This window comes from Paenibacillus mobilis (genome assembly GCF_058267595.1).
In genome coordinates this window covers 1-22,131 of record NZ_JBZCMS010000015.1, presented here as the reverse complement: position 1 = coordinate 22,131, position 22,131 = coordinate 1, and the positions used below count along the sequence as shown (strand labels likewise).

18 protein-coding genes, 5 tRNA genes, 1 rRNA gene and 1 riboswitch are annotated in these 22,131 nt (G+C 50.4%); of the genes, 7 read left to right on the top strand and 17 right to left on the bottom strand.

What is annotated here, in order from left to right; genetic code table 11:
* The first annotated feature begins 150 nt into the window (after positions 1–150).
* A complete protein-coding gene (locus AC3ZPD_RS20565) occupies positions 151–1,341 on the top strand; it encodes an ROK family protein (protein WP_490986145.1) in 1,191 nt (396 codons plus the stop codon).
* 112 nt (positions 1,342–1,453) lie between these two features.
* On the top strand, positions 1,454–1,780 hold the full coding sequence (locus AC3ZPD_RS20560; RefSeq protein WP_490986144.1) for a LytTR family transcriptional regulator DNA-binding domain-containing protein: 327 nt from the start codon (positions 1,454–1,456) through the stop codon (positions 1,778–1,780).
* Positions 1,781–1,958: 178 nt separating this feature from the next.
* On the opposite strand, the gene AC3ZPD_RS20555 is transcribed toward AC3ZPD_RS20560, so the two are convergent.
* On the bottom strand, positions 1,959–2,960 hold the full coding sequence (locus tag AC3ZPD_RS20555; protein ID WP_490986143.1) for an aldose 1-epimerase: 1,002 nt from the start codon (positions 2,958–2,960) through the stop codon (positions 1,959–1,961).
* A gap of 107 nt (positions 2,961–3,067) precedes the next feature.
* On the opposite strand from AC3ZPD_RS20555, the gene AC3ZPD_RS20550 reads away from it, so the two are divergent.
* Positions 3,068–3,976 carry a C40 family peptidase gene (locus AC3ZPD_RS20550; protein ID WP_490986142.1) on the top strand — a complete coding sequence of 303 codons (909 nt, stop codon included), beginning with the start codon at positions 3,068–3,070 and terminating at the stop codon, positions 3,974–3,976.
* A gap of 33 nt (positions 3,977–4,009) precedes the next feature.
* Here AC3ZPD_RS20550 and AC3ZPD_RS20545 read toward each other — a convergent pair whose 3' ends face one another.
* Both AC3ZPD_RS20545 and AC3ZPD_RS20540 read right to left on the bottom strand, forming a co-directional pair.
* Entirely contained in the window at positions 4,010–5,275 is a 1,266-nt protein-coding gene (locus AC3ZPD_RS20545; protein WP_490986141.1) for an MFS transporter, read from the bottom strand.
* Between the two features lie 55 nt (positions 5,276–5,330).
* Positions 5,331–5,960 (bottom strand): SGNH/GDSL hydrolase family protein, encoded by a 630-nt coding sequence (locus tag AC3ZPD_RS20540; RefSeq protein ID WP_490986140.1) that lies wholly within the window; start codon positions 5,958–5,960, stop codon positions 5,331–5,333.
* A gap of 187 nt (positions 5,961–6,147) precedes the next feature.
* Between AC3ZPD_RS20540 and AC3ZPD_RS20535 the strand changes: the two genes are divergently transcribed.
* Positions 6,148–7,062 carry a molecular chaperone DnaJ gene (locus tag AC3ZPD_RS20535; protein WP_490986139.1) on the top strand — a complete coding sequence of 305 codons (915 nt, stop codon included), beginning with the start codon at positions 6,148–6,150 and terminating at the stop codon, positions 7,060–7,062.
* A gap of 161 nt (positions 7,063–7,223) precedes the next feature.
* Here the strand turns inward: AC3ZPD_RS20535 and AC3ZPD_RS20530 are convergent, their stop codons facing one another.
* Together AC3ZPD_RS20530 and AC3ZPD_RS20525 are read right to left on the bottom strand one after the other, a co-directional pair.
* A complete protein-coding gene (locus AC3ZPD_RS20530) occupies positions 7,224–8,741 on the bottom strand; it encodes a DHA2 family efflux MFS transporter permease subunit (RefSeq protein WP_490986138.1) in 1,518 nt (505 codons plus the stop codon).
* Between the two features lie 6 nt (positions 8,742–8,747).
* Positions 8,748–9,197, bottom strand: a complete 450-nt coding sequence (locus tag AC3ZPD_RS20525; RefSeq protein ID WP_490986137.1) for a MarR family winged helix-turn-helix transcriptional regulator — start codon at positions 9,195–9,197, stop codon at positions 8,748–8,750.
* Between the two features lie 228 nt (positions 9,198–9,425).
* Between AC3ZPD_RS20525 and AC3ZPD_RS20520 the strand changes: the two genes are divergently transcribed.
* The 3 genes from AC3ZPD_RS20520 to AC3ZPD_RS20510 all read left to right on the top strand — a co-directional run bounded on the left by AC3ZPD_RS20520 (position 9,426) and on the right by AC3ZPD_RS20510 (position 12,461).
* Entirely contained in the window at positions 9,426–10,676 is a 1,251-nt protein-coding gene (locus tag AC3ZPD_RS20520) for a methyl-accepting chemotaxis protein (RefSeq protein ID WP_490986136.1), read from the top strand.
* 158 nt (positions 10,677–10,834) lie between these two features.
* On the top strand, positions 10,835–11,146 hold the full coding sequence (locus AC3ZPD_RS20515; protein ID WP_490986135.1) for an ArsR/SmtB family transcription factor: 312 nt from the start codon (positions 10,835–10,837) through the stop codon (positions 11,144–11,146).
* A 94-nt stretch (positions 11,147–11,240) separates the two neighbouring features.
* Positions 11,241–11,388: riboswitch (FMN riboswitch) on the top strand.
* A gap of 116 nt (positions 11,389–11,504) precedes the next feature.
* Positions 11,505–12,461, top strand: a complete 957-nt coding sequence (locus AC3ZPD_RS20510) for a DMT family transporter (protein WP_490986134.1) — start codon at positions 11,505–11,507, stop codon at positions 12,459–12,461.
* A 141-nt stretch (positions 12,462–12,602) separates the two neighbouring features.
* Here AC3ZPD_RS20510 and AC3ZPD_RS20505 read toward each other — a convergent pair whose 3' ends face one another.
* The 12 genes from AC3ZPD_RS20505 to rrf form a co-directional block, all read right to left on the bottom strand.
* The gene (locus AC3ZPD_RS20505) at positions 12,603–13,535 is read right to left on the bottom strand and encodes a carbohydrate ABC transporter permease (protein WP_490986133.1); all 933 of its coding nucleotides are present in this window, start codon (positions 13,533–13,535) and stop codon (positions 12,603–12,605) included.
* A gap of 18 nt (positions 13,536–13,553) precedes the next feature.
* Complete coding sequence (locus tag AC3ZPD_RS20500; RefSeq protein WP_490986132.1) at positions 13,554–14,537, bottom strand: ABC transporter permease; 984 nt, start codon at positions 14,535–14,537, stop codon at positions 13,554–13,556.
* Positions 14,538–14,680: 143 nt separating this feature from the next.
* Complete coding sequence (locus AC3ZPD_RS20495) at positions 14,681–16,405, bottom strand: ABC transporter substrate-binding protein (protein WP_490986131.1); 1,725 nt, start codon at positions 16,403–16,405, stop codon at positions 14,681–14,683.
* A gap of 115 nt (positions 16,406–16,520) precedes the next feature.
* Complete coding sequence (locus tag AC3ZPD_RS20490; RefSeq protein ID WP_490986130.1) at positions 16,521–18,320, bottom strand: sensor histidine kinase; 1,800 nt, start codon at positions 18,318–18,320, stop codon at positions 16,521–16,523.
* 19 nt (positions 18,321–18,339) lie between these two features.
* Positions 18,340–19,932 (bottom strand): response regulator transcription factor, encoded by a 1,593-nt coding sequence (locus tag AC3ZPD_RS20485; RefSeq protein WP_490986129.1) that lies wholly within the window; start codon positions 19,930–19,932, stop codon positions 18,340–18,342.
* 132 nt (positions 19,933–20,064) lie between these two features.
* Positions 20,065–21,228, bottom strand: a complete 1,164-nt coding sequence (locus AC3ZPD_RS20480; protein ID WP_490986128.1) for a family 8 glycosyl hydrolase — start codon at positions 21,226–21,228, stop codon at positions 20,065–20,067.
* Between the two features lie 301 nt (positions 21,229–21,529).
* Positions 21,530–21,603 (bottom strand) — tRNA-Gly (locus tag AC3ZPD_RS20475).
* An 8-nt stretch (positions 21,604–21,611) separates the two neighbouring features.
* Positions 21,612–21,688, bottom strand: a tRNA-Pro gene (locus AC3ZPD_RS20470).
* An 11-nt stretch (positions 21,689–21,699) separates the two neighbouring features.
* A tRNA-Leu gene (locus AC3ZPD_RS20465) sits at positions 21,700–21,783 on the bottom strand.
* Positions 21,784–21,815: 32 nt separating this feature from the next.
* A tRNA-Asp gene (locus AC3ZPD_RS20460) sits at positions 21,816–21,892 on the bottom strand.
* A gap of 11 nt (positions 21,893–21,903) precedes the next feature.
* Positions 21,904–21,978, bottom strand: a tRNA-Glu gene (locus AC3ZPD_RS20455).
* Between the two features lie 31 nt (positions 21,979–22,009).
* Positions 22,010–22,126, bottom strand: a 5S ribosomal RNA gene (rrf, locus tag AC3ZPD_RS20450).
* Between the last annotated feature and the right edge of the window lie 5 nt (positions 22,127–22,131).

Sequence of the window (22,131 nt, the reverse complement as noted above, 5' to 3'; positions counted from 1 at the left end):
TTTGTCTATTGGATAAACAAAGTATTTGAAAAAAAACTGCAACGGCCTTAAACTTACTTTACATCCTATTATCGGAGAATTGCCGGCATGCCCCCCGCTTGCGGGAAGCGCATGCAAATCCATATTACTTATGCTGTTCAGGGGGATCCTATGAAGCAAACCGGAGATTTATTTCTAGTCAAAAAAATTAACAAGTCCATCGTCCTAGAGATGATTCGGACCCGTTCCCCCATTTCCAGAGCCAAAGTTTCCGAATTGACGGGCTTAAATAAAACGACGGTCTCCAGCCTCGTCAACGAGCTGATCGACGAACATCTCGTACACGAAATGGGACCGGGGAAATCTAGCGGCGGCCGCAAACCGCTGATGCTGCTGTTTAACGAACAAGCCGGTTATGCCATAGGCGTTGACGTCCGGATCGACTCGGTGACGGCCATTTTGACCGATCTTAAAGGTTCGATCAAAGACCGCGGCTTCTTTCGCTTGAATGACGATACGCCCGATTACGTTTGCTCCGTGGTGGTCCGCGCCGTCAGGGAGCTGTCCGCGCGGGCCCCGGAAAGTCCCTACGGCATCGTCGGGGTCGGGGTCGGCGTTCCGGGCATCGTGGACGAGCAGGGCTCCGTCCTGTTCGCCCCGAACCTGCATTGGTCCAACGTCCCGCTCCAGCAGATGCTGACGCAGGAGCTGCAGCTTCCTGTCGTGATCGACAATGAAGCCAATGCCGGGGCTGTCGGCGAGCATAAATTCGGTGCTGCCCAGGATACCGACAACCTGCTTTACGTCAGTGTCAGCCACGGGATCGGCACAGGAATCCTGCTGGGCGGCCACTTGTACAGGGGTTCCTCCGGTTTTGCCGGGGAAGCCGGCCATTTTTCCATTAAATTGGACGGTGCGGAATGCTCGTGCGGCAACAAAGGCTGCTGGGAGCTTTATGCTTCCGAAAACGCCCTGCTGCTCGAAGCGGCCGGACTCGAAAGCGTACAGAAAGCAACCGGCGCAGCGGAGACGCCTGCTCTCGAGACGCTTATCCGTTTGGCCGAAGCCGGCGATCCGGGGGTCCTTGGGGTCATGCAGAACGTCGGCCGCCATTTGGGCATCGGCATTTCCAATTTGATCAACCTGTTTAATCCCCAGCGGGTCATTATCGGGAACCGGATTGCCCTGATCGAACCCTGGATCGCCAAACCCTTATATGAGACGGTTAAAGAAAGATCCCTTTCTTTTCATTACGCGCGGGTCAGCCTCGAAATTTCCAGGCTGCATCTCGATTCCGGCGTGCTTGGCGCCGCTTCGTTTGCTTTGCAGGCCTTTTTTGCCAAAACCCAGATTTCTTTATAAAAATATTTAGCGTTTTTCACAAAAAAATTTTTAAAACACCTTATTTCCGCCTACTGAATATGGTATACTTGTAAGCGCTAACAACACATCTTGTGAAGGGGGATTTCTTAAGATGAATGTAGCCTATCCGGAAAGGGATGTATTTGCAAATTTCGAGCCGGTGGAAGACGCCTATTTCTTTAAAGTGGGCAGCAAAGGCTTAGTCAGCTTTTACGGCAGAAACTATACCATAAAGAAGAAGTTGTCCGCCGAAGAGCAAAGCCGCCTGTTGACCAACCCTTGTTTCGTGCGTGTAGCTCACCAGTGTTACGCCAATAAAGATAAGGTGTCGGCTTTGGAGAACCAAATGCTTCTTTTCCTTGACAAAGACTCCTATCCTAAAACGTTAAGCGTAGCTCCTTGGCTGCAGCGTCACGTCAAAAAGCAGTTAGCTCACTAACTTTCGTTCTTCTTTCTCTCACCGCAGAGGCCCTATTACCGGGCCGCCTCCCGGCAGGTTCTCCCGCCCTCCTGTTGCCCGACGCTTTCAGGTTACCGGTCACTTTATACACGCACAAAAGACGTCCTCCGCGTGGAGAACGTCTTTTGCTTTTGCTGCTTTTTATTTAACTGATTTTTTATTTGGCCTCTCTCACATAAAACCGTGCCGTTTCTTCCCAGATTTCTCCAGGTTCAAGGCCGAACAGGCCGATTTCCTCCGCCGGCAGATCCGTGTTTGGCGCATTAACCAGGTTCATCTGCGGTTCCGGACAGAAAAAGCCCGGCGTTCCGCCGTTATTCCAGATCATCCACTGCTTATAAGAAGTGCCTACGTCATAAACCAGCGTCAGCTTCAGCCTGTTGTCCGTAAGCTCCATCCGGTTGCGGCCCTGCTGCGGCACAGCCGTATAATGGTTATCCATGGATTCCGCAAACGGATATACGCCGTCCCCTTTCAAGGCTTGGTCGAAGTCGGACAAATCCTGATGGCGGCCGGTAGGCAGCATCCGTTCGGACAATTCCCAGCGCTGGCCGATTGTCAGCTTGACCTTATAATCCTTGCTTTCGCTTTCTTTGGAGAAAGGAACATTTACCGCAGTATGGAAAGCAAGCAGGCGCGGCATGGAGCTTTCGCCGTCATTTTTTACAAAGACCTGCTGGGACAACCCGTCCTCGCCTAATGAATAACGAAGTCTAACGGTGAACAGGAACGGGAATTCGCTGTAAACCGGACTTTTTTTATCCACCTTGATCGCCACCGTCACATAACTTTCATGTTCCGTGGTTCCAAACTCTTCTATCTCCCAAGGCGTCGTATGTAAAAATCCGTGCAAATGGTTGCTTGTTGCTTCTTCATTGACTGGAAGCTGCAGCGTACGGCCGTCCCAAGGAAATTTTCCGTCCTCATAACGATTGGGAGGGAACAAGACGGGGATACCGAACACGCCCGGAGCGGCTTTAAAATCCTCGATGGCCCCTTCTGCCGGCTCTCTAAGGAAGCTGAACCCTTTCTCCGTATCCCGGAACGCGATCAGATTGCCGCCCGTCTCCGGAAGCATGACCGCCTCATACGGGCCCGCTTTCAGCCAAACCGCCTTCTCCCCCTGGTAAGTTCCTTCATAGGCCTGAAATTGGCTCATTGTTATTGCTCCTTTCAAAACAAGTTGTTAGTAGGCTTTTACATAAATCCGGCGCAACCATCACAAACTTCAGATGTAACTCATAATCAGAAATGGAGTGCTTCCTAATGACATTACCCATCTCCGCAAAAAGCTTATCCGCCGCAGGCCTCGTCCTGCTGCTCTCAATAACGGGAACGGCTTGCAGCCACTCGAATCCGGGCAACAAAACGGCAGCCGATCACGGCAGCAGCCCGCGTACTCTCTCCTTTGACAACAAGCAGGGTTATCATGACAGCTCGACCACGCTGAAGCAGATCCCGCTTTCGCTTGCGGCCAAACAGCTCGGCTTAAACATGGTTAAACGCGGCGACGAATTCCTGGTCGGCTTCAGCGATGTGATTTACCGGGCAAAAGCCGGACAAGCCGAAGCCATATCCATGAACCATCCCGTCATTCTCAGCCATGCTCCCGAAGCCAGGGACGGGGATTTGTATTTTACGCGGAATTCGATGAGCGACCTGCTCGGCACCCAAATCGGCTGGAACGGCGTGAAGCAGCAAATCATTTTCGCCCCTTTTCCGGGACGGCTGGCCGAAGACCGCGTCATTCCGGGAAGGTCCACAAGAATCCACATCCAAAGCAGCGTCGACGTCAATCAGCTTATCGACTACGCCAAAACGTTTATGGGCACCAAATACGTTTTTGGTTCCGAAGATTACGACGATACCGGCACGTTCGACTGCTCTTCCTTTACCCAGCACGTCTTCGCCAAATTTAATGTCGAGCTGCCCCGGGTCGCTAAAGATCAGGCGAATACCGGCACGCCGGTCAAAAAATTCGAGCTTGAACCCGGGGACCTGGTTTTCTTCACCGTACCGGGCCGTTTCCAGACCGACAAAATTGCCGGCCATGTCGGCATTTACATCGGCGGCGGCAACATGATCCACACTTATGGGGATCCCGGCGTAACCATTACCGGCATCGAATCCGGTTATTGGAGCGACAAATACCTTTCAGCAAGAAGAGTCCTTTGACTTTTCTTGCTTTTTTATTAGTGCCGCGCCCTCTTATTTTCCATACCTCAGAATACGGCTGCCTAAAGTGAAGACAACCAGCAGCATGCCGGCCCCCACAGCCAGCTGCACTCCGTAAACCTGAACCCAGGCCGGCGCGGCGTCGAGCCATTCCTGCATTTTCCCGCCGAGCAGCGGTCCCAGAAAACCGGCGATTCCGGTAATCGACGCGTAGGTTGCCATGTACATCGGGCGGTCTTTTTTGGGCGTGTCCCCGATCATAAAGTTAAAAGCCAGCTGGTTGAAGCCCCCTACTCCAATGCCAAATAAGGCATGGGCGGTCAGCAGGACCGCAATAACCGGAAAAACGGACAACAAACCCCACAGAAGACAAGAGCAGGCGATAAGGGGCAGCGTCCAGAACAGCAGTTTTTTGTTGCTGTATTTGGCGTTTAGGATTCCCCAACCATAAAAACTCGCCATCATAAATAAAGTCTGCGAGATATTCATTAAGGAAACCGTCTGATAATTCAGTTCCAGCCTCTGCAGCATGATATAAGAATACAAAGGAACGATCAGGTTCTGCAGAAACAGAAATCCCGCCAGAAAAGCGGTGGACTGCATAAACCCTCGGTCCCGCAGCGGTTTGCGGAGCATCGGCCAAAACCGGGTTTCGTCGGACCGTTCAAACGGCAAATCGGGATAAAAAAAGAAAAGCACGATATTCGCGGTAATGCAGATCCATACGACGATATAAAGCATCAAAAAGCCCTGGCTCTGCGGAAAATGGTCCAGCACCACTCCGCCCAGGAACAAAACGAGCGTACCCACCGCGTTCAGAATCGTATTCCGGATCCCGAAATACCTGCCCCTTACCCGCATCGGAACAAGGTCGCCGATTAGGGAGTTCCATAACATGCCGCTGACGGTGTTGAACAGAAAAGCAGCCGTGTACAGAACAATAAACGACAACACCCAGACATCCTTTGGAAAAATCAGAGGGACGAGACCGGTTGCCCCCCACAATACCCGGTGAAGGATAATCAAGGTGAGCAAGGGACGCCTGCGGCTCTTCAGCTTTTGAATCAGGAAAGCCGCCGCAATTTGCGCGATATTTACGAAAGTCGTAATCGCAAGAACAAAACCGAGTTCGCCGGAGGATGCGCCTAAATACAGCAGAAAGCCCGTCAGGAACTGACCTCCAAGCAAGGTTTGAAAAATAACGGCAGGAAATCCCTCCATAGTGGCTATGGTCAAATTCCTGCGGTGAAAGGAAGGCCTGCGCTGCGCACGCGGCTTAACTGCTGTCTTTGGAATCATCGGGCTCGCCTCCGGCAAACGGTTCATAGATGCTATGTAGAAGGTAAACTAAACTTTATTTTGCACCCACCGTCTTCAGCCAGGCATCAGCGATCAAGCCATGTCCGGCCACCGAAGGATGAACGCCGTCTTGGGCCCAATAAGCGGCTCCTGTTTGCGTGCTGGCTGCATGAAACAAGCCGTCAAGCGGTACATATAACGTCTTGAATTCTCTGGCCAGGTCGCGAACGGCCTGAATTTTTGGATTTAAATCCTCATACCAGCCTATTTGCTCCTCCGTCACCGGCACAACAAACGGCTCCATCAGAATCAGCTTCTTTACGCCCTGCTGCAAGGTTTTCAAAATCAGGCGGCGGTAGCCTTCATAGAAACTTTCCGCGGTTGTCGGATCCTTGCTGTCATATCTGCGCCAGGTGTCGTTGATCCCGATCAGAATAGACACGTAATCCGGCTTCAATCCCAGGCAATCCCGGTCCCATCTTTCCTCCAGGTCCACGACGCGGTTGCCGCTGATGCCTTTGTTTATGAAGGTGACCCGCTTCTCCGGAAACAGCTGCCCGAACTGCGCAGCGGCGGCAAAAGCGTATCCGGAGCCCAGACTGCCCAGATCCTCAAGATTTCTGCCGCAATCCGTAACGCTGTCTCCAATAAATAACACCTTCGAGTCCTGCTCCAGTATGCCCATAACAAACCTTCTCCCCAAGTAATTTGTAAACGCATTCTCAATTGTTTATCATAATACCAGGAGCCTAAATGGTAAATAGCTGAAAGCGATTTATTTGGAGCTTTGCCCTGCGGGTTTTCAATTAAAAATATTAGCCATTATAATAAAGTTAACAGCCATTTTTTATTAGACAGAGGAGAGCAGAATCATGGATGAGTTGAGAAAGGCCTACGAAACCCTGGGGCTTGAAGCAGGCGCCCCAAGGGAAGAAGTCAACAAGAAATATGATCTTTATGTCCGAAGGTCACGATCCCGAGGTAGGACTCCGGAAGGTGAAGAATCCGGATTGAATTTTGAGGAAATTAACCGGGCTTACCGTTACATCATTCAATATGAGGACAACCAGGCAATTGAACAGAAACGGCAGGAGCGGTTCAGCAAGTGGGGCAGATGGGCCGGAGCCGCTGAAAAATCGGATGATTTCTACAGACTGCACCGCGCCAAAATCTGGCTTTCGCTCATCGCCGTCGTCGTGATTATTGCTGCGGTTACCGCATACGCCAGTCACCGCAAAGAACAGGAAAGGCTGGCGAGCCTGCCTCCCGTTGATCTTTCGGTCATGTTCATAGGCAATTTCGTGCTGCCGGATGACAGCAAAGCCAATGAAGCTCTGGAGGCTTCCCTGCTCAAACCCTTTACGGACTGGAAAAGGGTCTCCGCCAAAGTCAGCTACCTTCCCATGGATAGTACCGATGCCGGTCAGATGGGGCTGGCCTTGCAGCAGAAAGCCCAGATTGATGTCATGACGGAGAAACCGGACCTTTACATTATGGATAAGTCCACTTTTGACTGGCTGGCTCAGGGCGGCGCCCTACAGAACCTGGACGGTTATGCAAACGGCGACTTAAAGGATCTTCTTTCAGCCGATACCGAGAAACTTCAGAAGACGGAGAAGGATACCACGTCCCATATCTACGGCATTGATCTTACCGCCAGCCCGCTGGCCGCAAACCTGGCCATCGGCAAAACCGACATGATCGTCGGCATCCGGGGCGACACCGAATTAAGCGGCAAAACGCTGGAATTTATCAAACGTTATTTGGAGGCCGAGCAGGCCAAATAAAAGAAGTTCGTTTTCAGTTCTTATCCTCCGTTGCAGCTATTTCTAACCAATTCATTTAGGCAAAAGAAAACAGCCGGCCAGGTGAAATCACCTGGCCGGCTGTTTATTTCTAGCCAACCCTTACATCAGTCGGGGCAGCCATATGAATATCCGTGTCCGGCTTAACCTTTGGAAGCAGCCGTTACGGTTTTCGTTTCGAGTGGAGCCGATTCTTTATTGATCGTTACTTTTCTAATGAAGAACGCAAGCACCAGGGCAGCGACCGTAATCCATGTAGCCACGATAAACGCCTGGTCTATCCCGTAAATGGTTGCATCCTGGGTCAGCTTGCCGATGGCTTGAGCATTAGCCGGATCCTGAGGATTCAAGCCGCTGGCTTTAACCAGCTCGGTTCCACGGTCTGTCGCTCTGTTGTTCATAATAGTGACCAGGAAGGCCGTACCGAGCGCACCGGCAATAGTCCGCAGGGTGTTGGACATCGCCGCGCCGTGCGCATTCATTTTGGCCGGCAGCTGGTTCAGGCCCGCCGTTTGGACAGGCATCATGATCATGGACATGCCGAACATCCGGGCGGTATAAACAAAGATCAAATGTCCATAAGTCGTGTCAGCGGTAAGATCGCTGAATTCGTAGGTGGTAACAGCCGTAATAATAAGGCCGATAACAACCAGCCATCTCGCACCGATTTTATCAAAAATAATACCGGTAATCGGAGACATAATCCCCATCAAAATCGAACCCGGAAGAAGCAGCAAACCGGATTCCAGCGGAGAGAAGCCGCGGATCGTCTGCAGATAAATCGGTAAAAGAATCATACCCGCATACATCGCCATAGTCACAATGACGTTAATAACCGTAGTCAAAGAATACATATTGTATTTGAAGACACGCATTTCCAGCAGCGGCTTCTCCACCGCAAACTGGCGCCAAACAAACAAAATCAAGGATACAGCTCCCACAACGATGCTTACAATAACTTCTGCGGAATTCCATCCATTGCTGCCGGCTTCGCTAAAGCCGTACAAAATGCCGCCAAAACCCAAAGTAGAAAGGATAACCGAAAAGTATTCCAGTTTAGGGTTGGAATTCGGCAAAACATTTTTCATAAACAGCAAGCCCAGTACTACCGAAATCAAACCGAGCGGAAGGATGATCCAAAACAGGACATGCCAGGAGTTGTGTTCAATAACCCAACCGGACAAAGTTGGCCCGATAGCAGGCGCAAAAATCATCGCTACGCCCATCATCCCCATCGCTTGCCCGCGTTTCTCAATCGGGAAAATCGTCAAGAAAATAACGTTCATCAGCGGCAGCAAAATGCCGGCGCCAAGAGCCTGAACGACACGGCCGATCATGACCATCGAAAAGTCGCTGCCTAAAGCACATATCAGCGTACCTATTGAGAATAAAATAGTGGCTGTCAAGAACAGCGTCCTGGTCGTAAATCTCTGAACCAGATAGGCGCTCAAAGGAACGAGAACCCCGTTCACCAGCATAAATCCGGTAGTGAGCCATTGGATCGTCGTTGCGCCCACTCCAAGATCATCCATCATTTTTGGTAAAGCTACGTTCATCAAGGTTTGGTTGAGCAGGGCCACGAAAGCTGCAATGAGGATCGCAGCCACGATCGGGCCTTTCTTCAGAACCGGAACCGAAGCACTAGGTTGTGTTGCATTCATTGTGTTCTATTCTCCTTCTTTCTCTGAATCTAATAAATTTATAATAGAACGAAACGTTCTTATTAATTGGTCCATATCTTCTTTCGGAATTTCGCTGAGTCTGCCCATTGCTTTGGTATATAAAAGGTTTGTGGCCTTTTCGATCTCCCTTCCTTCCTCCGTTGCACGCAAAGTGACCGTCCTGCGGTCCGAATCGGAGCGTTTCCGCTCCACATGCCCGGCTTTTTCCATCCGGTCGATGATCCCGCTGAGTGTGCTGTTGCCTAAATGAAGACGCTCAGCCAAATCGGACATGCTTATTTCGGGCTGCTCTCGAAGTGCGAACAATACGTAAAACTGAATGTCCGTGATTCCCATCTTCTCGGCTTGTTTGGATACGACCTGGTGAAAGGTTCGCTTTAATTCACGGAAACCTTGAACCAGTTCGTGAAGTTGGTTCCCTTGTTCCAAAGACATATTACTTTCCTTCCCGAATATTTATCTTCTTTAACATTTCGCACACGAAATATTAAAACTCTTTTTATTCCAAAAGTCAATCCATATTTCAGAAAAATTAATCTTTCTTTCATTCTTTTGCAGCAGACTAGATTATGCTCCCTGTTGGTAGATTGCCATAGACCATAGTTCTCAGCGCGTGTATAATATAGGAAAATATATCTATTTTTCAAGGAGGTCGTTTGTTCTATGTCCTGGCTCCAAAACTTGTCCATGTCACGAAAAATTGTAACCGGTTTCTTTGCGGTTGCCGTGCTGTTCTCCGTTCCTTTTTTGATCGCTTTAATTTTGACCGGGCATTGGCTGCTCGGAATCGTTCTCGTGGTTGTGCTCACAGCGCTCACTTACCCTTTGTCGCGTCTGTTTGAGAAAACGCTTTCTTCTACGTTTGACAATCTCTCGAACGTGACCGCCCGCATTGCCAAAGGCGATTTTACAGCAACCGTGCCGGAAACGGGTACGATGGGCGATATCAGCCGCACCTTTAACAGCATGACGGACAAGCTCAAGAAGCTCCTTGGCGACGTGACCTCCATTTCACGCCAAGTCATGGACACCAGCAGCGGCCTCTCCGAAAGGCACCAGGAATTAAAAACCGTCATGACCCAGGTAGCCCAATCATCCGGGGAACTCGCCGTCGGAGCCAGCCAAATCTCCGAAGATGTCAGCGGCATGATGGATTCCATCCAATCTATCGAAACCAAAGTAGGGAATTATACCGGTTCCGTCAGAGAAATGAACGAGCGCTCCTCCCATACGCTAAAGCTTGTTGAAGCGGGCCGCCAGTCCGTCGAGGAACAATCGGAAGGCATGAAACGGAATGTAGAAGCTACGGGTATGGTTGCGCAATCGATCGAAAAACTATCGCAAAATGCCAAAGGAATTACCCTGATCACCAAAACCATTTCAGAGCTGGCCGAGCAGACCAACCTCCTCTCCCTGAACGCTTCTATTGAAGCTGCGCGGGCCGGAGAGCATGGACGCGGTTTTGCTGTCGTCGCTCAGGAGGTACGCAAGCTGGCCGAAGAATCCACGACGTCTACCCAAAAAGTGTTTGAACTGGTCAAAAGCATCGAGCATGATGTGAAACAGGCTTCGGCGAATATACATACCAATGAAGAAATCGTAAGCATGCAAAATGAAATGATTCAGGAAGCGGAACGCATTTTTGCTCAAATCGTCGACAGCGTTGCTTATATTTCCGAACAAATCGCCGTCTTCAGCGAGGAGAGCGAGTCCATGCTGGAGGCTTCCCACAAAATTTCCGCTTCCATTCAAAATATTTCATCCATCACCGAACAGTCTGCTGCCGGTACCGAGCAAGTCTCTGCAGCCATGAATGAACAAATTTCTTCTATTGAAAATGTAGCCCTTGAAACCGAAGCGATGACCCAGGCGGTCTTCCAGCTTCAGAAAACGATTCAAGTCTTCAAAATTTAACTTACCCGTTTTTATAGCTTTTAAAAAATGCAGCAAAAAACCGGCAGATGCCGGTTTTTTCATGCTTCGATCAATCCGAATCATTAAGAAGAGACAAAAGGTTTGTTTTTCCCCGCAAGATGGATTGACATATCGAAAAAGGCCAATATAATTAACGTATGGACTATACATTAATATTTAAGGCGCTTTCGAATGAAACAAGGCTGCAAATGCTGCAGTGGCTTAAACAGCCGGAACAGCATTTTCCAGCGCAATCCGCTCATTTGAACGATTTGGATTTCACGGGCGGCGTTTGTGTGGGTTCGATTCAAGAAAAGGCCGGAATGTCCCAATCGACAACCTCGCAATATTTGTCGATGCTTCAAAGATCCGGACTGCTTGAAGCCAAGCGTTGCGGACAGTGGACTTATTACCGCCGGAACGAAGCCGCTTTAAAGCAGCTGGCTGAATGGATCGGACAAGAGCTTTAATTAGCATTCGAAATCGGCCTGTCAATAACATTATTGGCATGTTTTATTTCTCATTTCGTGTATTCTCAAATTAATCATTATACTAAAATTTATTAAGGATCTTCGGGGTAAGGTGAAATTCCTGACCGGCGGTGATGCTCTGCAAAGAGCTTAGCCCGCGACTCGCTGATGTCGTTTGCTTCAGCGACTGACTTGGTGCAATTCCAAGGCCGACGGTAAAGTCCGGATGGAAGAAGATCATCAATAATCGTGTTTGGCATGGTTTCTTTGCCCTGCTCCTACATGTTTATTTGATCACCCCCGATTGCTTTTAAACAATCGGGGGTTTTCCTTTTTTTAAGATCCGCAGGAGGCTATTATGTCCAGTATTGACCAAGCATTACCGATTCGCAGTGAGCGTAGCGTTAAAACCGGCTTTTGGCTGGTTGTTCTCGGGGCCGCCCTTTGGGGTGTGGACCCGATCTTCCGGATTTTATTGTCCAAGTATCTGACTTCTTCACAAATCGTGCTGCTGGAGCATCTTATTTTGTTCCTGTTTGCCGCCCCGGTTTTATGGGCTCACCGCTCTGAACTGAGAGGTCTGAAAGCCCGCCATGTCGGGGCCCTGCTCTTTATATCCTGGGGCGGATCCGCGCTGGCTACGATTTTGTTCACGCAGGCTTTGGCTACTGCCGTCAACTTCAACTCGGTTCTTCTGCTTCAAAAGCTGCAGCCGCTGTTCGCCATTATTCTTGCCCGGTTTCTATTGAAAGAAACGCTTCCCAAAATGTTCGGCCGGCTGCTGCTGGTTGCTTTGATCGGCACTTATCTGCTGACCTTCGGCCTTCATTTTCCATTCAGCCATGTCAGCGAATTTGTGGAGGTAGGGAGCCTTCTCTCCCTGGGAGCGGCCGCTTTGTGGGGAGGGTCCACCGTCATGGGGCGTTTGATGGTTGGAAAAATGGAGTACGAAACCGTGACCTCCCTTCGTTTTATTTTGGCGCTGCCTTTGCTGTTCGTAATTACGTTAAACCAAGGCGCAGCCTGGAATATTCCTTCCGATAAAGGCGCCGTGGCCGGCATTGTCATCAACATCGTTTTGCAAGCCGTGCTGCCCGGTCTGCTCAGCTTGCTGCTCTACTACAAAGGTTTGAAAAATACCAAAGCATCCATTGCCACCTTGGCCGAGCTTAGCTTCCCAATGGTCAGTGTCATCATTAACTGGATTGTTTATCATCAAAGAATTACGCTTGTCCAGTTGACCGGGTTCCTTCTGATTTGGGCCGTCCTGTTTGCGATCTCTCGTCAGCAGAGCTTGAAGGAACAACAGGCTTAATCGATTTACAACGATAAATGAACCGCTATGCCTTTTCGTTTCCTATCAGGAAGCCGGAAGGGCATTTTTTAGCCGCTAAAACAAAATAGCCGGCCGCCGCTCTGCCCGGCGCCTGGCTATTCCTTTTTGCTAAAGGACTGCTCAGCCTTTCACGCCCCCGAGCGTCATGCCTTTGACAAAGTATTTTTGCAGGAACGGATAAACGATGATCATCGGCACGCTGGCCACGATCGTCATCGTCGCCCGGATGGAGGTCGGCGTCACGAAATTGGCGTTGCTGTTGCCGCTGTTGGCAAAAGCGGAGGCTGAGGTCATCGAAGAGTTTGAGTTCGAATTGGCCAGCATACGCATCAGCTCATACTGCAGGGTGCTCAGATTAGGCACCTGAGAGTTGTAAAGAAAGACATCGAACCAGGAATTCCACTGGTAGACTCCCGTGAACAAGGCCACCGTCGCCAAAGCGGGCAGCGATAGAGGCAGCACGATCTGCATGAAAGTACGGAAGTCACCCGCCCCGTCCATTCGCGCCGATTCGATGATGCCTTCCGGCAGCCCTTCAATAAAGGAACGGATAACAATCATGTTAAACACGCCGATGATGCCAGGCACAATATAAACCCAAAAGCTGCCGATCAGATGTAGGTCCCGGATCAGCAGGTAGCTGGGGATCAGCCCCCCGTTCAGATACATCGTGAGTACGAACATCACCGTTACGAATTTGCGCAGGACAAACTCAGGACGGCTGATCGTATAAGCTACCATCGCCGAAGCGAATACGGTAATGACCGTACCGAGCACGGTGCGCAAAATGGAAATCAGCGTAGCGTGAAAAATCGTGGCTTCCTTAAATACGTATTGGTAGCTTTCCAGACTGAACTGGCGCGGCCAAAGGAAAATGCCGCCCCGGATCGAATCATTTGCATCGTTCAGCGATACGGCAAGCGTATTGATGAACGGATACAGCGTGATGACCGCCAAACCAACGAGGAATAATACATTGAAGGTATCGAAGATAAGGTCGCTGGGTGAGCGAAACCGTTTATACACTTTTTTGACAGGCATGCTTTGAGCCATCGGTTTTCTCCTCCTTTCCTAAAACAATCTCTCCTCGCCCATTCGTTTGGCCAGCGCATTGGCCGAGAACAGAAGAATAAAGCTGACCACCGTCTTGAACATGCCGGCCGCCGTGGCGAGCGAGAAATTGCCCATCGAAATCCCGTATTTCAGCACAAAAATCTCCAGGTTCTCGGAATATTCCGCATTCATGCCGTTGCCGAGCAAATATTGGGGTTCAAATCCCGTTTCCAGAATGTTGCCCAGGTTCATGATCAGCAAAATGATAATGACCGGCTTCAATCCGGGAAGCGTTACCCGCAGGATCCGCTGGAAGCGGTTCGCCCCGTCAATTTCGGCCGCTTCGTATTGCGACGGATCAATCATCGTCATCGCCGCCAGGTATACGATCGTGTTCCAGCCGACATCTTTCCAAACCTCAGAAATGCCGAGAATTCCCCAAAAATAAGGTCCGATCCCCAGCCACATGACCGGCTCCGGAATAATATGCAGGCCTACCAGCACTTTATTGATAATGCCGTCGCCGTCAATGGACAGTGCTGTCGCAATCAGGTTAGCCGCCACTACCCAGGAAATAAAATGCGGCAGATAGCTGATCGTCTGCACAAACCGTTTAAAGAAAATGAGCCGGAGTTCATTAAGCAGAATCGCCAGCGTGATGGCCGTTACAAATCCGAGGACCAGCTTAATAACCGCCATGGCCAGCGTATTCCGCATAACGCGGATAAAGGAATCGTCGGAGAACAGGAATTTGAACTGCGACCAGCCGACCCATTCCTGCTGGAACATGCCGAGATTGGGACGGTAATGCTGGAAGGCGATCGTCCAGCCCCATAACGGAAGATACTTAAATACAAAAATCCAGATCACAAAAGGCACGGACATGCAGATCAGCGCCTTCTGCTTAAGCAGCAGCTTAAAAAAACGTTTGGCTCCCTTAGCCCTCTTAGGGTTTAGCACGGTCTGGGTGCCGGCCGCCGGTGCGGCGGTTTGATTTTCCATGGCTTATTCCTCCCCGATCGGACATCCTTGTCGTCAAGCCGGCAGGCCATGCATGGGGGCCTATCGGAAGGAAGCGGGCCCGGCCGAAGCCAAACCCGCCCCTTTGCTTCTCCCGCCGGAACGAACAGTTGAACACGTAATGATTAGTTTCCGGTTCCCGTCACCTTGGCGATTTTGGCCGCGATCAGGTCATCCATGGTGCTTTCAAACCCTTTTACGTCCAGTTTGCCGAATTCCTTGAGGTATTCCTCCCAGATCGCATCAAACTGGTCCGGTTTGGCCAGCACAAGCTTCGGAAAATATTTAAGTTTGACGTCCTTCGATTTCTGCTGGAAGATCTCCGCAGGTGAGCCCTGCTCGATCGAGATACTCCAGGCCGGATACCACGGCCGGTCGTCTGGAGTCGCAAACAATTCGGAGAACGTTTTGACGCCGTATTTTTCAAGAACATTCTTGTCGCCTTCCGTAAAGGAAGCCTGGGCTACTTCCGGCTGGCGGTTAACCGCATAAGCGTTGCCGTCGCTGAATCTGGAGCCCAAACCGTACATCGGCCAGCTGTAGTTGAAGTAAGTAAAACCTACCTTCTGGTTGGTGGCGTTGTCTTTGCGGGCTTCGATCTGCTCCGGCGTCTGGTAGAAGCGGCCTTGATCGTCCACCTCATAAGTTTCGCCTTTAAAGCCCCACTGAATCATGATTTGATTTTCTTCCTTCAGCATGTTGTCGAAGAACTGGATAATCCGTACCGGGTCCTTGGCGCTTGTCGTAATGCCTACGCCGCGGTTGTCAACGAAAGAGTTTGGATCAAGGTATTGGTCTTTGGTGTTTTGATCAAATACGATCGGCAGCGGCATGTAGTCCAGATCGTCGTTTCCGGTTTTGCGGATATTTTGAATCGCCTGATCGACTTCCCACTCGTAATCGAAGAAGCCAAGCACTTTGCCGGAGGAGACTTTCGCCAGGTACTGATCATAGTTGTTGACGAAAGAGGACTTGTCGTAAAGGCCTTCGTTGTTGATTTCGTTCAGCTTCTTAAGCCACTGCTTGGTGTAATCATCGTCAGCATAAACATCCGATTTATGAGTGGTCATATCGACGATCACGTCGCCGTCGTTCGGATAACCGGCCAAATGCATCGGAGCGTTGAAGATGCCCATCGTCCGCCAGTCATAGGTCAGCGAGGTGAAGCCGGTCAACCCTTCGCTTTTGTGTACGTCATTGTATTTCTTGATCAAGTCGAAGTATTCGTCCAGCGTTTTGATCTTCGGATACCCGAACTCTTTCAGGACCCGGCGTTGAATGAAAAAGGCCCCCTGCTCGATTTTTGGTGCCGGCAGATAGTCGCCCACAACCGCTGAAAACGGCAGGAAATAGATGTTGCCGTCCGCCTGCTTCATCTGGTTGAAATAAGGCCCGTATACCCGTTTAATATTGGGTCCGTATTTCTCGATCAGATCGTTTAACGGGATAAAAGCCTTGGCGTCCAAAATCTTGTCGATCGCCGTATCCGGAGCGAGTACGTCCGGGTAATCGCCGCTCGCAATCATGGTACCGATCTTGGTGTTCACATCGCCAACCGGGAACTGCAGTTTAAAATTGACGCCGGTTTGCTCTTCAAGCTTTTTGCCGATTTCGGTTTTATTGGAGTCAATGTCGGGAACCTGGGAATTGGCGTTAAAATAAGTGAAGGTTACCGGCGACTTATCCGCCTGCGTGGAGTTGCTCGCCGAATTGGAGGCGCCGGCATTTCCCGACGGCTCCGCCGACGAGGCCTTGTCGTTTCCATTCCCGTTGTTTCCTCCGCTGCAGGCCGACAAGGAAGCCGTCATCAAGAGGGTTAAACCTAACATTGCAAGCTTCTTTCTGACCATGAATGTCGTTATCCCCTTTCGCTCGTTTATTTTTGTAAGCACTTTCATTTTAAAGAACAGGGGATTTTCTGATAACCCGAAAAACTTTATACTCTACTTTGAAAAACATAGATGTTTAGCTTGGAGGCTCCTGCCCCCCAGCCTGGACTTCTTTCCGTGCTCCCTCCTGCAGGCCCGGCAGCTCAATACGCACGGTTGTCCCCTCACCCGCCATGCTGTTCAGCCAAAATCGGAACCGCTCACGATAGTTGAGCTTCAGCCGGTAATAAGCGTTGCGAATGCCGATATGCTCGCCCATCGCTTCCTCATCCGCAAGGGAATGCCAGATCTCCTCCAGCTGCTCCTGTCCGATCCCTGCGCCGTTATCCTCCACCTCGGCAATCAGGTTATCCTCCGACAGCCGAATCCGCAGCAGGATGCGCCCGCCCTCCTTCAGCGGCTCAATGCCGTGGATGCTGGCGTTTTCGACAAACGGCAGTATGGTCATTTTCGGAATCTGGCACCCATAAGCCGCTTCGTCGATATCCACCCGGTAATCGAGTTTATCGCCAAAGCGGTATTTTTGAATTTCCAGAAAACAATAAATCAACTCAAGCTCCTCCCGGACGGATACCAAATCCCGGTCCCAGGTTAGTGATTTACGGAAAATTTTGGCCATGTTATGGATAATTTTTGCCGTTTCCGTTTCTTTTTTCAGCAGACTCCGCATCCGGATCGTCTCCAGCGCATTAAACAGGAAATGCGGGTTGATCTGGCTCTGCAGCGCATGAAGCTGGGCCTGATTGCGTTTGAGCTCCAAATCCTTGCGCTGAATATCGGCAACGTACACATCGTCTATCAGCTTGCGGATCTGCAGCGTCATCCGGTTGAATTCATCGGTGAGCTGCCCGATCTCATCCCGGTATTGCTCATGTTTGATCGTATCAAAATGATGGTTTTTGACTTTTTTCATATGCTTCAAAATCCGCACGATCCGTTTGTTAAAAGAGCGGGTGAACCAAATAATGATCAAGGTAGGCACGAGCAGGTTAGGGATCGCCAAATAAAGGACAAAATTCCGGGAACGGTGAACGTCCTTAAGCAGCTCATTTTCCGGAAAAAGCCCCTCAATCCGCCACCCCCGCAAATAGTTGACGTTGTTGAACTCCTGCTTGAACACAAGCGTATGGGAAGGTACGGAAAGCTTATCGAACGATAGCTTTTTGGCTTGCCAATCCAGCTCGGGATCGGTCGCGTAATCGATCATGCCCGAATCATTGACCAGGTAAAGCTTCCCCTGAAGCGTCGAATTGCGGAACAGGCCGGTAATCGTATCCAGTCCGATGTCGATTTTTAACACTTTAGTCCGAAGATTCTGGTATTTGTAATAATTCAGCCGCCGGACAACGGTATAGGTGGTTTCGGGACCTTTGTAGGTATAATTTACGCTGCGGATTACAATCGGCGAAGGGGAGGAGTTATTCATGATAGTCCGGAACCAGGGCTCCTGACGGACCCCGGCCGTAATTGGAAGAATACCTCCGCCTCCGATCACCGAATTGTTGTTGGTGTAAATCGAAATATTTTGAATGGCTTTGTAGATAGGAGAGTAACGGTACAGGGTCGGACTGATGGTTGCATAATAAGAATCGATGTAATCGGAAGGCGTTTCGTATGTTTTTTCGATGGCGTCGTTCAGTAGGTTATCTGTGTAAAGCACGGAAGAGATGCCAACGGCCACGTCAATCTGGGCTAAAAAATCGTTGCGGATCTGTTCCATCGCCTTCGACATGTCGTTGATCTTCTGCTGCTTCACGTTATGCGTTGTCACCTGATAAAACACGATATTGGTTACGACGATCGGAACAAAAACAGCGACGGTATAAAGGATGAGCATTTTGCTTCTCAGGCGCACATGGTTAAAATTAAGCTTCATAAATTAAGCCCCGCTCGTTTTATTTGGAGGAAAGCTGATTCCGGTAAGCGGTTGGCGTACGGCCTTCCACCTTTTCAAATTTGCATACAAAATAGTCGGCATTGTCAAAACCTACGTGACGCGCGATTTCGTATACCCGCAGTTCGGTTTGGCGAAGCAGCCGTTTAGCATTGTCAACGCGGATTTGCAGCAGAAAATCATTAAAATAAACACCGAATGTTTTTTTGAACAGCTGCCCTAAATAAACGGGATTCATGTAAAAACGGGCAGCGATGCTTTTCAGGCTGATATCTTCGTTATAATGCCGTTCAATATAGCTTTTGATCTTCATAATATCGCCCCTTGCATGGTTCCTGCGCAGAGCCGCGGCCATTTCGGCGCTTTCCTCGATAAAGCCGCGGAAGCGGTTCTTCAGACCTTCCAGGGTAACCGGATAATTCCGCCACTGCAGCACCGCCTCCAGTGAGCTAAGCTCCTTTTCGTCGCCCTGCATGGCTGAGATGGAACCGATCACGGCAAACACGAGCCGGGCGATCACGTTTTGTACCGCCTCAGGCGCAAAGGCCCGCTGCTGCATCTCCGCAAAAATCCAGTCCGCCGCTTCCAGCATCGCATCGCGGTTCCCCTCCTCCATCTGCTCCAGCAGATGGGCATAAACACTCGCTTCGAACTCCATGTAACGAAGGGGCTGATTTTTCATCCGGCTATACGTCAAAACCCGGTGCTCGGCAGCGGCGTATTTGTGCTGCATCGTTTCGATGGCCGTCAAATAACAGTGATTTATTTCGCTCAAGGAGCGTCCATCGTCTCCGGCATAGATCAGGATCGGCCGGGCGGTAAAACGGCCGTTCATACGGTGCGCCAGCCGAGCCGCCATGTCCCCGATATCCGTCTGCTGCCCGTTGGCCGCGTCTGAGGCATCCAGGCATACGGGGAAGCCGTATACTCCAAGCCGGTGCTCATGCAGAGGGACCGGCTTGATAGCCGGGTTCCATAAGGCGGCTTCCTCAATGAGGGCATGCCGGAACTCCCGCAGCTCTTTGGCTTCGGAATCCCGCTTAAGCGGGTTTACCAAATCGTTTATTTCGGCGATCAGGTAGCCGTAATGTCCCTCCTGAGGAAGGGCCCACATGTGGGCTAGCTCATCCAACTCCTCTTTGGAGGTTTCGCCTCTTAGCAATCTGGTAAAAGCTTTTTGTTCATGCCCGGCCGGCCTTTCCTTCATCAGCTTTTCTTTTCCGATCTCGCTGGCCAGACGCGACAGGGAATCCTGCAGCTCCAGCTCGTCTATCGGCTTCAGGATAAAATCTTTTACGCCGAATTTAATCGCCTGCTGAGCGTACTGGAAATCCCCGTACCCGCTGATGATCACGAATTTCGTCTCCTCATCGCCCTTGTTCCTGGTCATCCGGATTAAACCTAAACCGTCAAGCACCGGCATGCGAATATCCGTAATGACCAGCTCCGGCTTGATTTCCTCGATCAGCCTGAGCGCTTCCTCGCCGTTGTCCGCCTCCTCGATGACTTCATAACCGCAGGTATTCCAGTCTATCAAATTCCGAAGTCCTTGCCTCGCAAAAACCTCATCTTCAACCAAAATTACTTTATACATCCGTACCCTCCTTCCAAAGGATTCTGTGCATGACCTGGTAAGGCCAGGCTAAACGGGTGACTTCGGCACCTTTTTCTACTTATTGCTTGTATTGCGTATTTATTGCATATTTATTGCGCATCACCTGCGCATCTACTGTTCATTTATATGCAGGTCTTCCGCAGGTTTAAAAATCCGGTAACGCCCGCTTAAAGCCAAAATGGCAAACATATAAAGGCAGTTGTCATAATATCTGCGGCTGCCGGTCCGAACCGGTGTGTTCCACAGCAATTTTACTGCGTTTTCAGCATGCGGACCGGATGCAGCCAGCGAAGCCATTGCATTGGTGGCCAATAGGCCTACCGGGTGCAAGGATTTTTCCTCCAAAGGCCTGCCGTCTATGGTGTATCTCCGGTAGTCCTCCGGCTGAATATCCGCAAAAAAAGCCTGAATGCGATCCGCTTCCACCGGCTGCCACTCGTCCGCGCGGAACCATTCGTAATCAAGGCCGATATTGGCCCCTACCCGGTAAGCATCGCTGAAAAATTTTCCGTAACCCTTTGTATCGTTAGGCGTTCCATCATAATAAGCATATTCGGGGGCCAGACCTGTAACCGGATGACAGGCGATATGAAGATACGCCCGGCTCGCAGCAGCCGCTTCCTTCCAAAAAAGCCGATCCTCGGGGTAAGCCCATAAAGCAAACAACTCGTAAAAATGAGGAAGATGGTAAGAAGGATCAGAGAAATCGCAGTTAGGCACAAATTTGATCAGCTTGTTGTCCGGATTCCACATCGGCTGTCCATTCCCGTCTTCCCCTTTATGCAAGCACGTCCGAAGCAGGTTGCGGGCCTGCCGGCCGTAATCAAACGGAGCGGTTCCGTCCCCCCAACGATGTGAAGCAAACAGAAGCGCCAATGCAAAAAATTCCTCGCCGTCCGGCGCCGGTCCATTGGAACGCCGTGTACCATCGGGGTCGCAGGACCAGGCGAAATAACCGGCGTTTTCCCCTTCCGTCATAAACATATAGGTGTACGTCCACTTCCAGATCCGGTCAAACACCTCTTTGCGGCCGAGTTGAACCGCCATCATCATGCCATACGACATACCTTCGGTGCGAACATCGAGATTTCCCGTATCCAATAAATATCCCATGTCCTCGCCGGCCTCATAATAAATTCGCGTATCCTCGGGGCCTTCAAACAGCTGGGTCCAGGTATCCTCGACCCTCGCTTCAATTTCCTTTTCAGAAAATCCGATTTCCCGAAAAACGTTGCGGTAATTCCCGGAATCATAAGCGCCCAGTGTTTTCTCCATTTTTGTTCACCCTCCAATTGAATTGGTTCTGTCGTCGGTAATAAATCACATTCCATCAGATTGCGTATAGCACGACAAATATCAACCGCAGATCAATGAAATCCACTTCCAATGTAACCGTTTACAAAAAAGAGTAATTCAACAGACGCTTTCTGTGTCATTATAACATAAAAACTTAGTTTGTTGACTAGCCAAACTATGTAGAAATTTGCGGAATAAAGTCACTGAGCTTTATTTACCCCCTATCAAGTTTTCTGCAGCAAAAAACCCTTGCATCGCAAGGGTCTCATTAGTGTAATTATGGAGCGGGTGATGGGAATCGAACCCACGCTACCAGCTTGGAAGGCTGGAGTTCTACCATTGAACTACACCCGCATTATAGATGGTCGGGATGACACGATTCGAACATGCGACCCCCTGGTCCCAAACCAGGTGCTCTACCAAGCTGAGCTACATCCCGAAAATCAGATATGCGGTCGAGAGGACTCGAACCTCCACGGGGGTTAGCCCACACGGACCTGAACCGTGCGCGTCTGCCAATTCCGCCACGACCGCATATTCAATTATTGCTGCCATTTTTAAATAAATGGCGGAACCGACGGGATTCGAACCCGCGATCTCCTGCGTGACAGGCAGGCATGTTAGGCCTCTACACCACGGTTCCAAGAGAAATAATGGTGACCCGTAGGGGATTCGAACCCCTGTTACCTCCGTGAAAGGGAGGTGTCTTAACCCCTTGACCAACGGGCCATGCTATTTTATGTACACCCTAAATGGGTACGCTTGGCGGCATCCTACTCTCCCAGGACCCTGCGGTCCAAGTACCATCGGCGCTGGAGGGCTTAACGGTCGTGTTCGGGATGGGTACGTGTGGAACCCCTCCGCCATCGCCACCAAACGGGC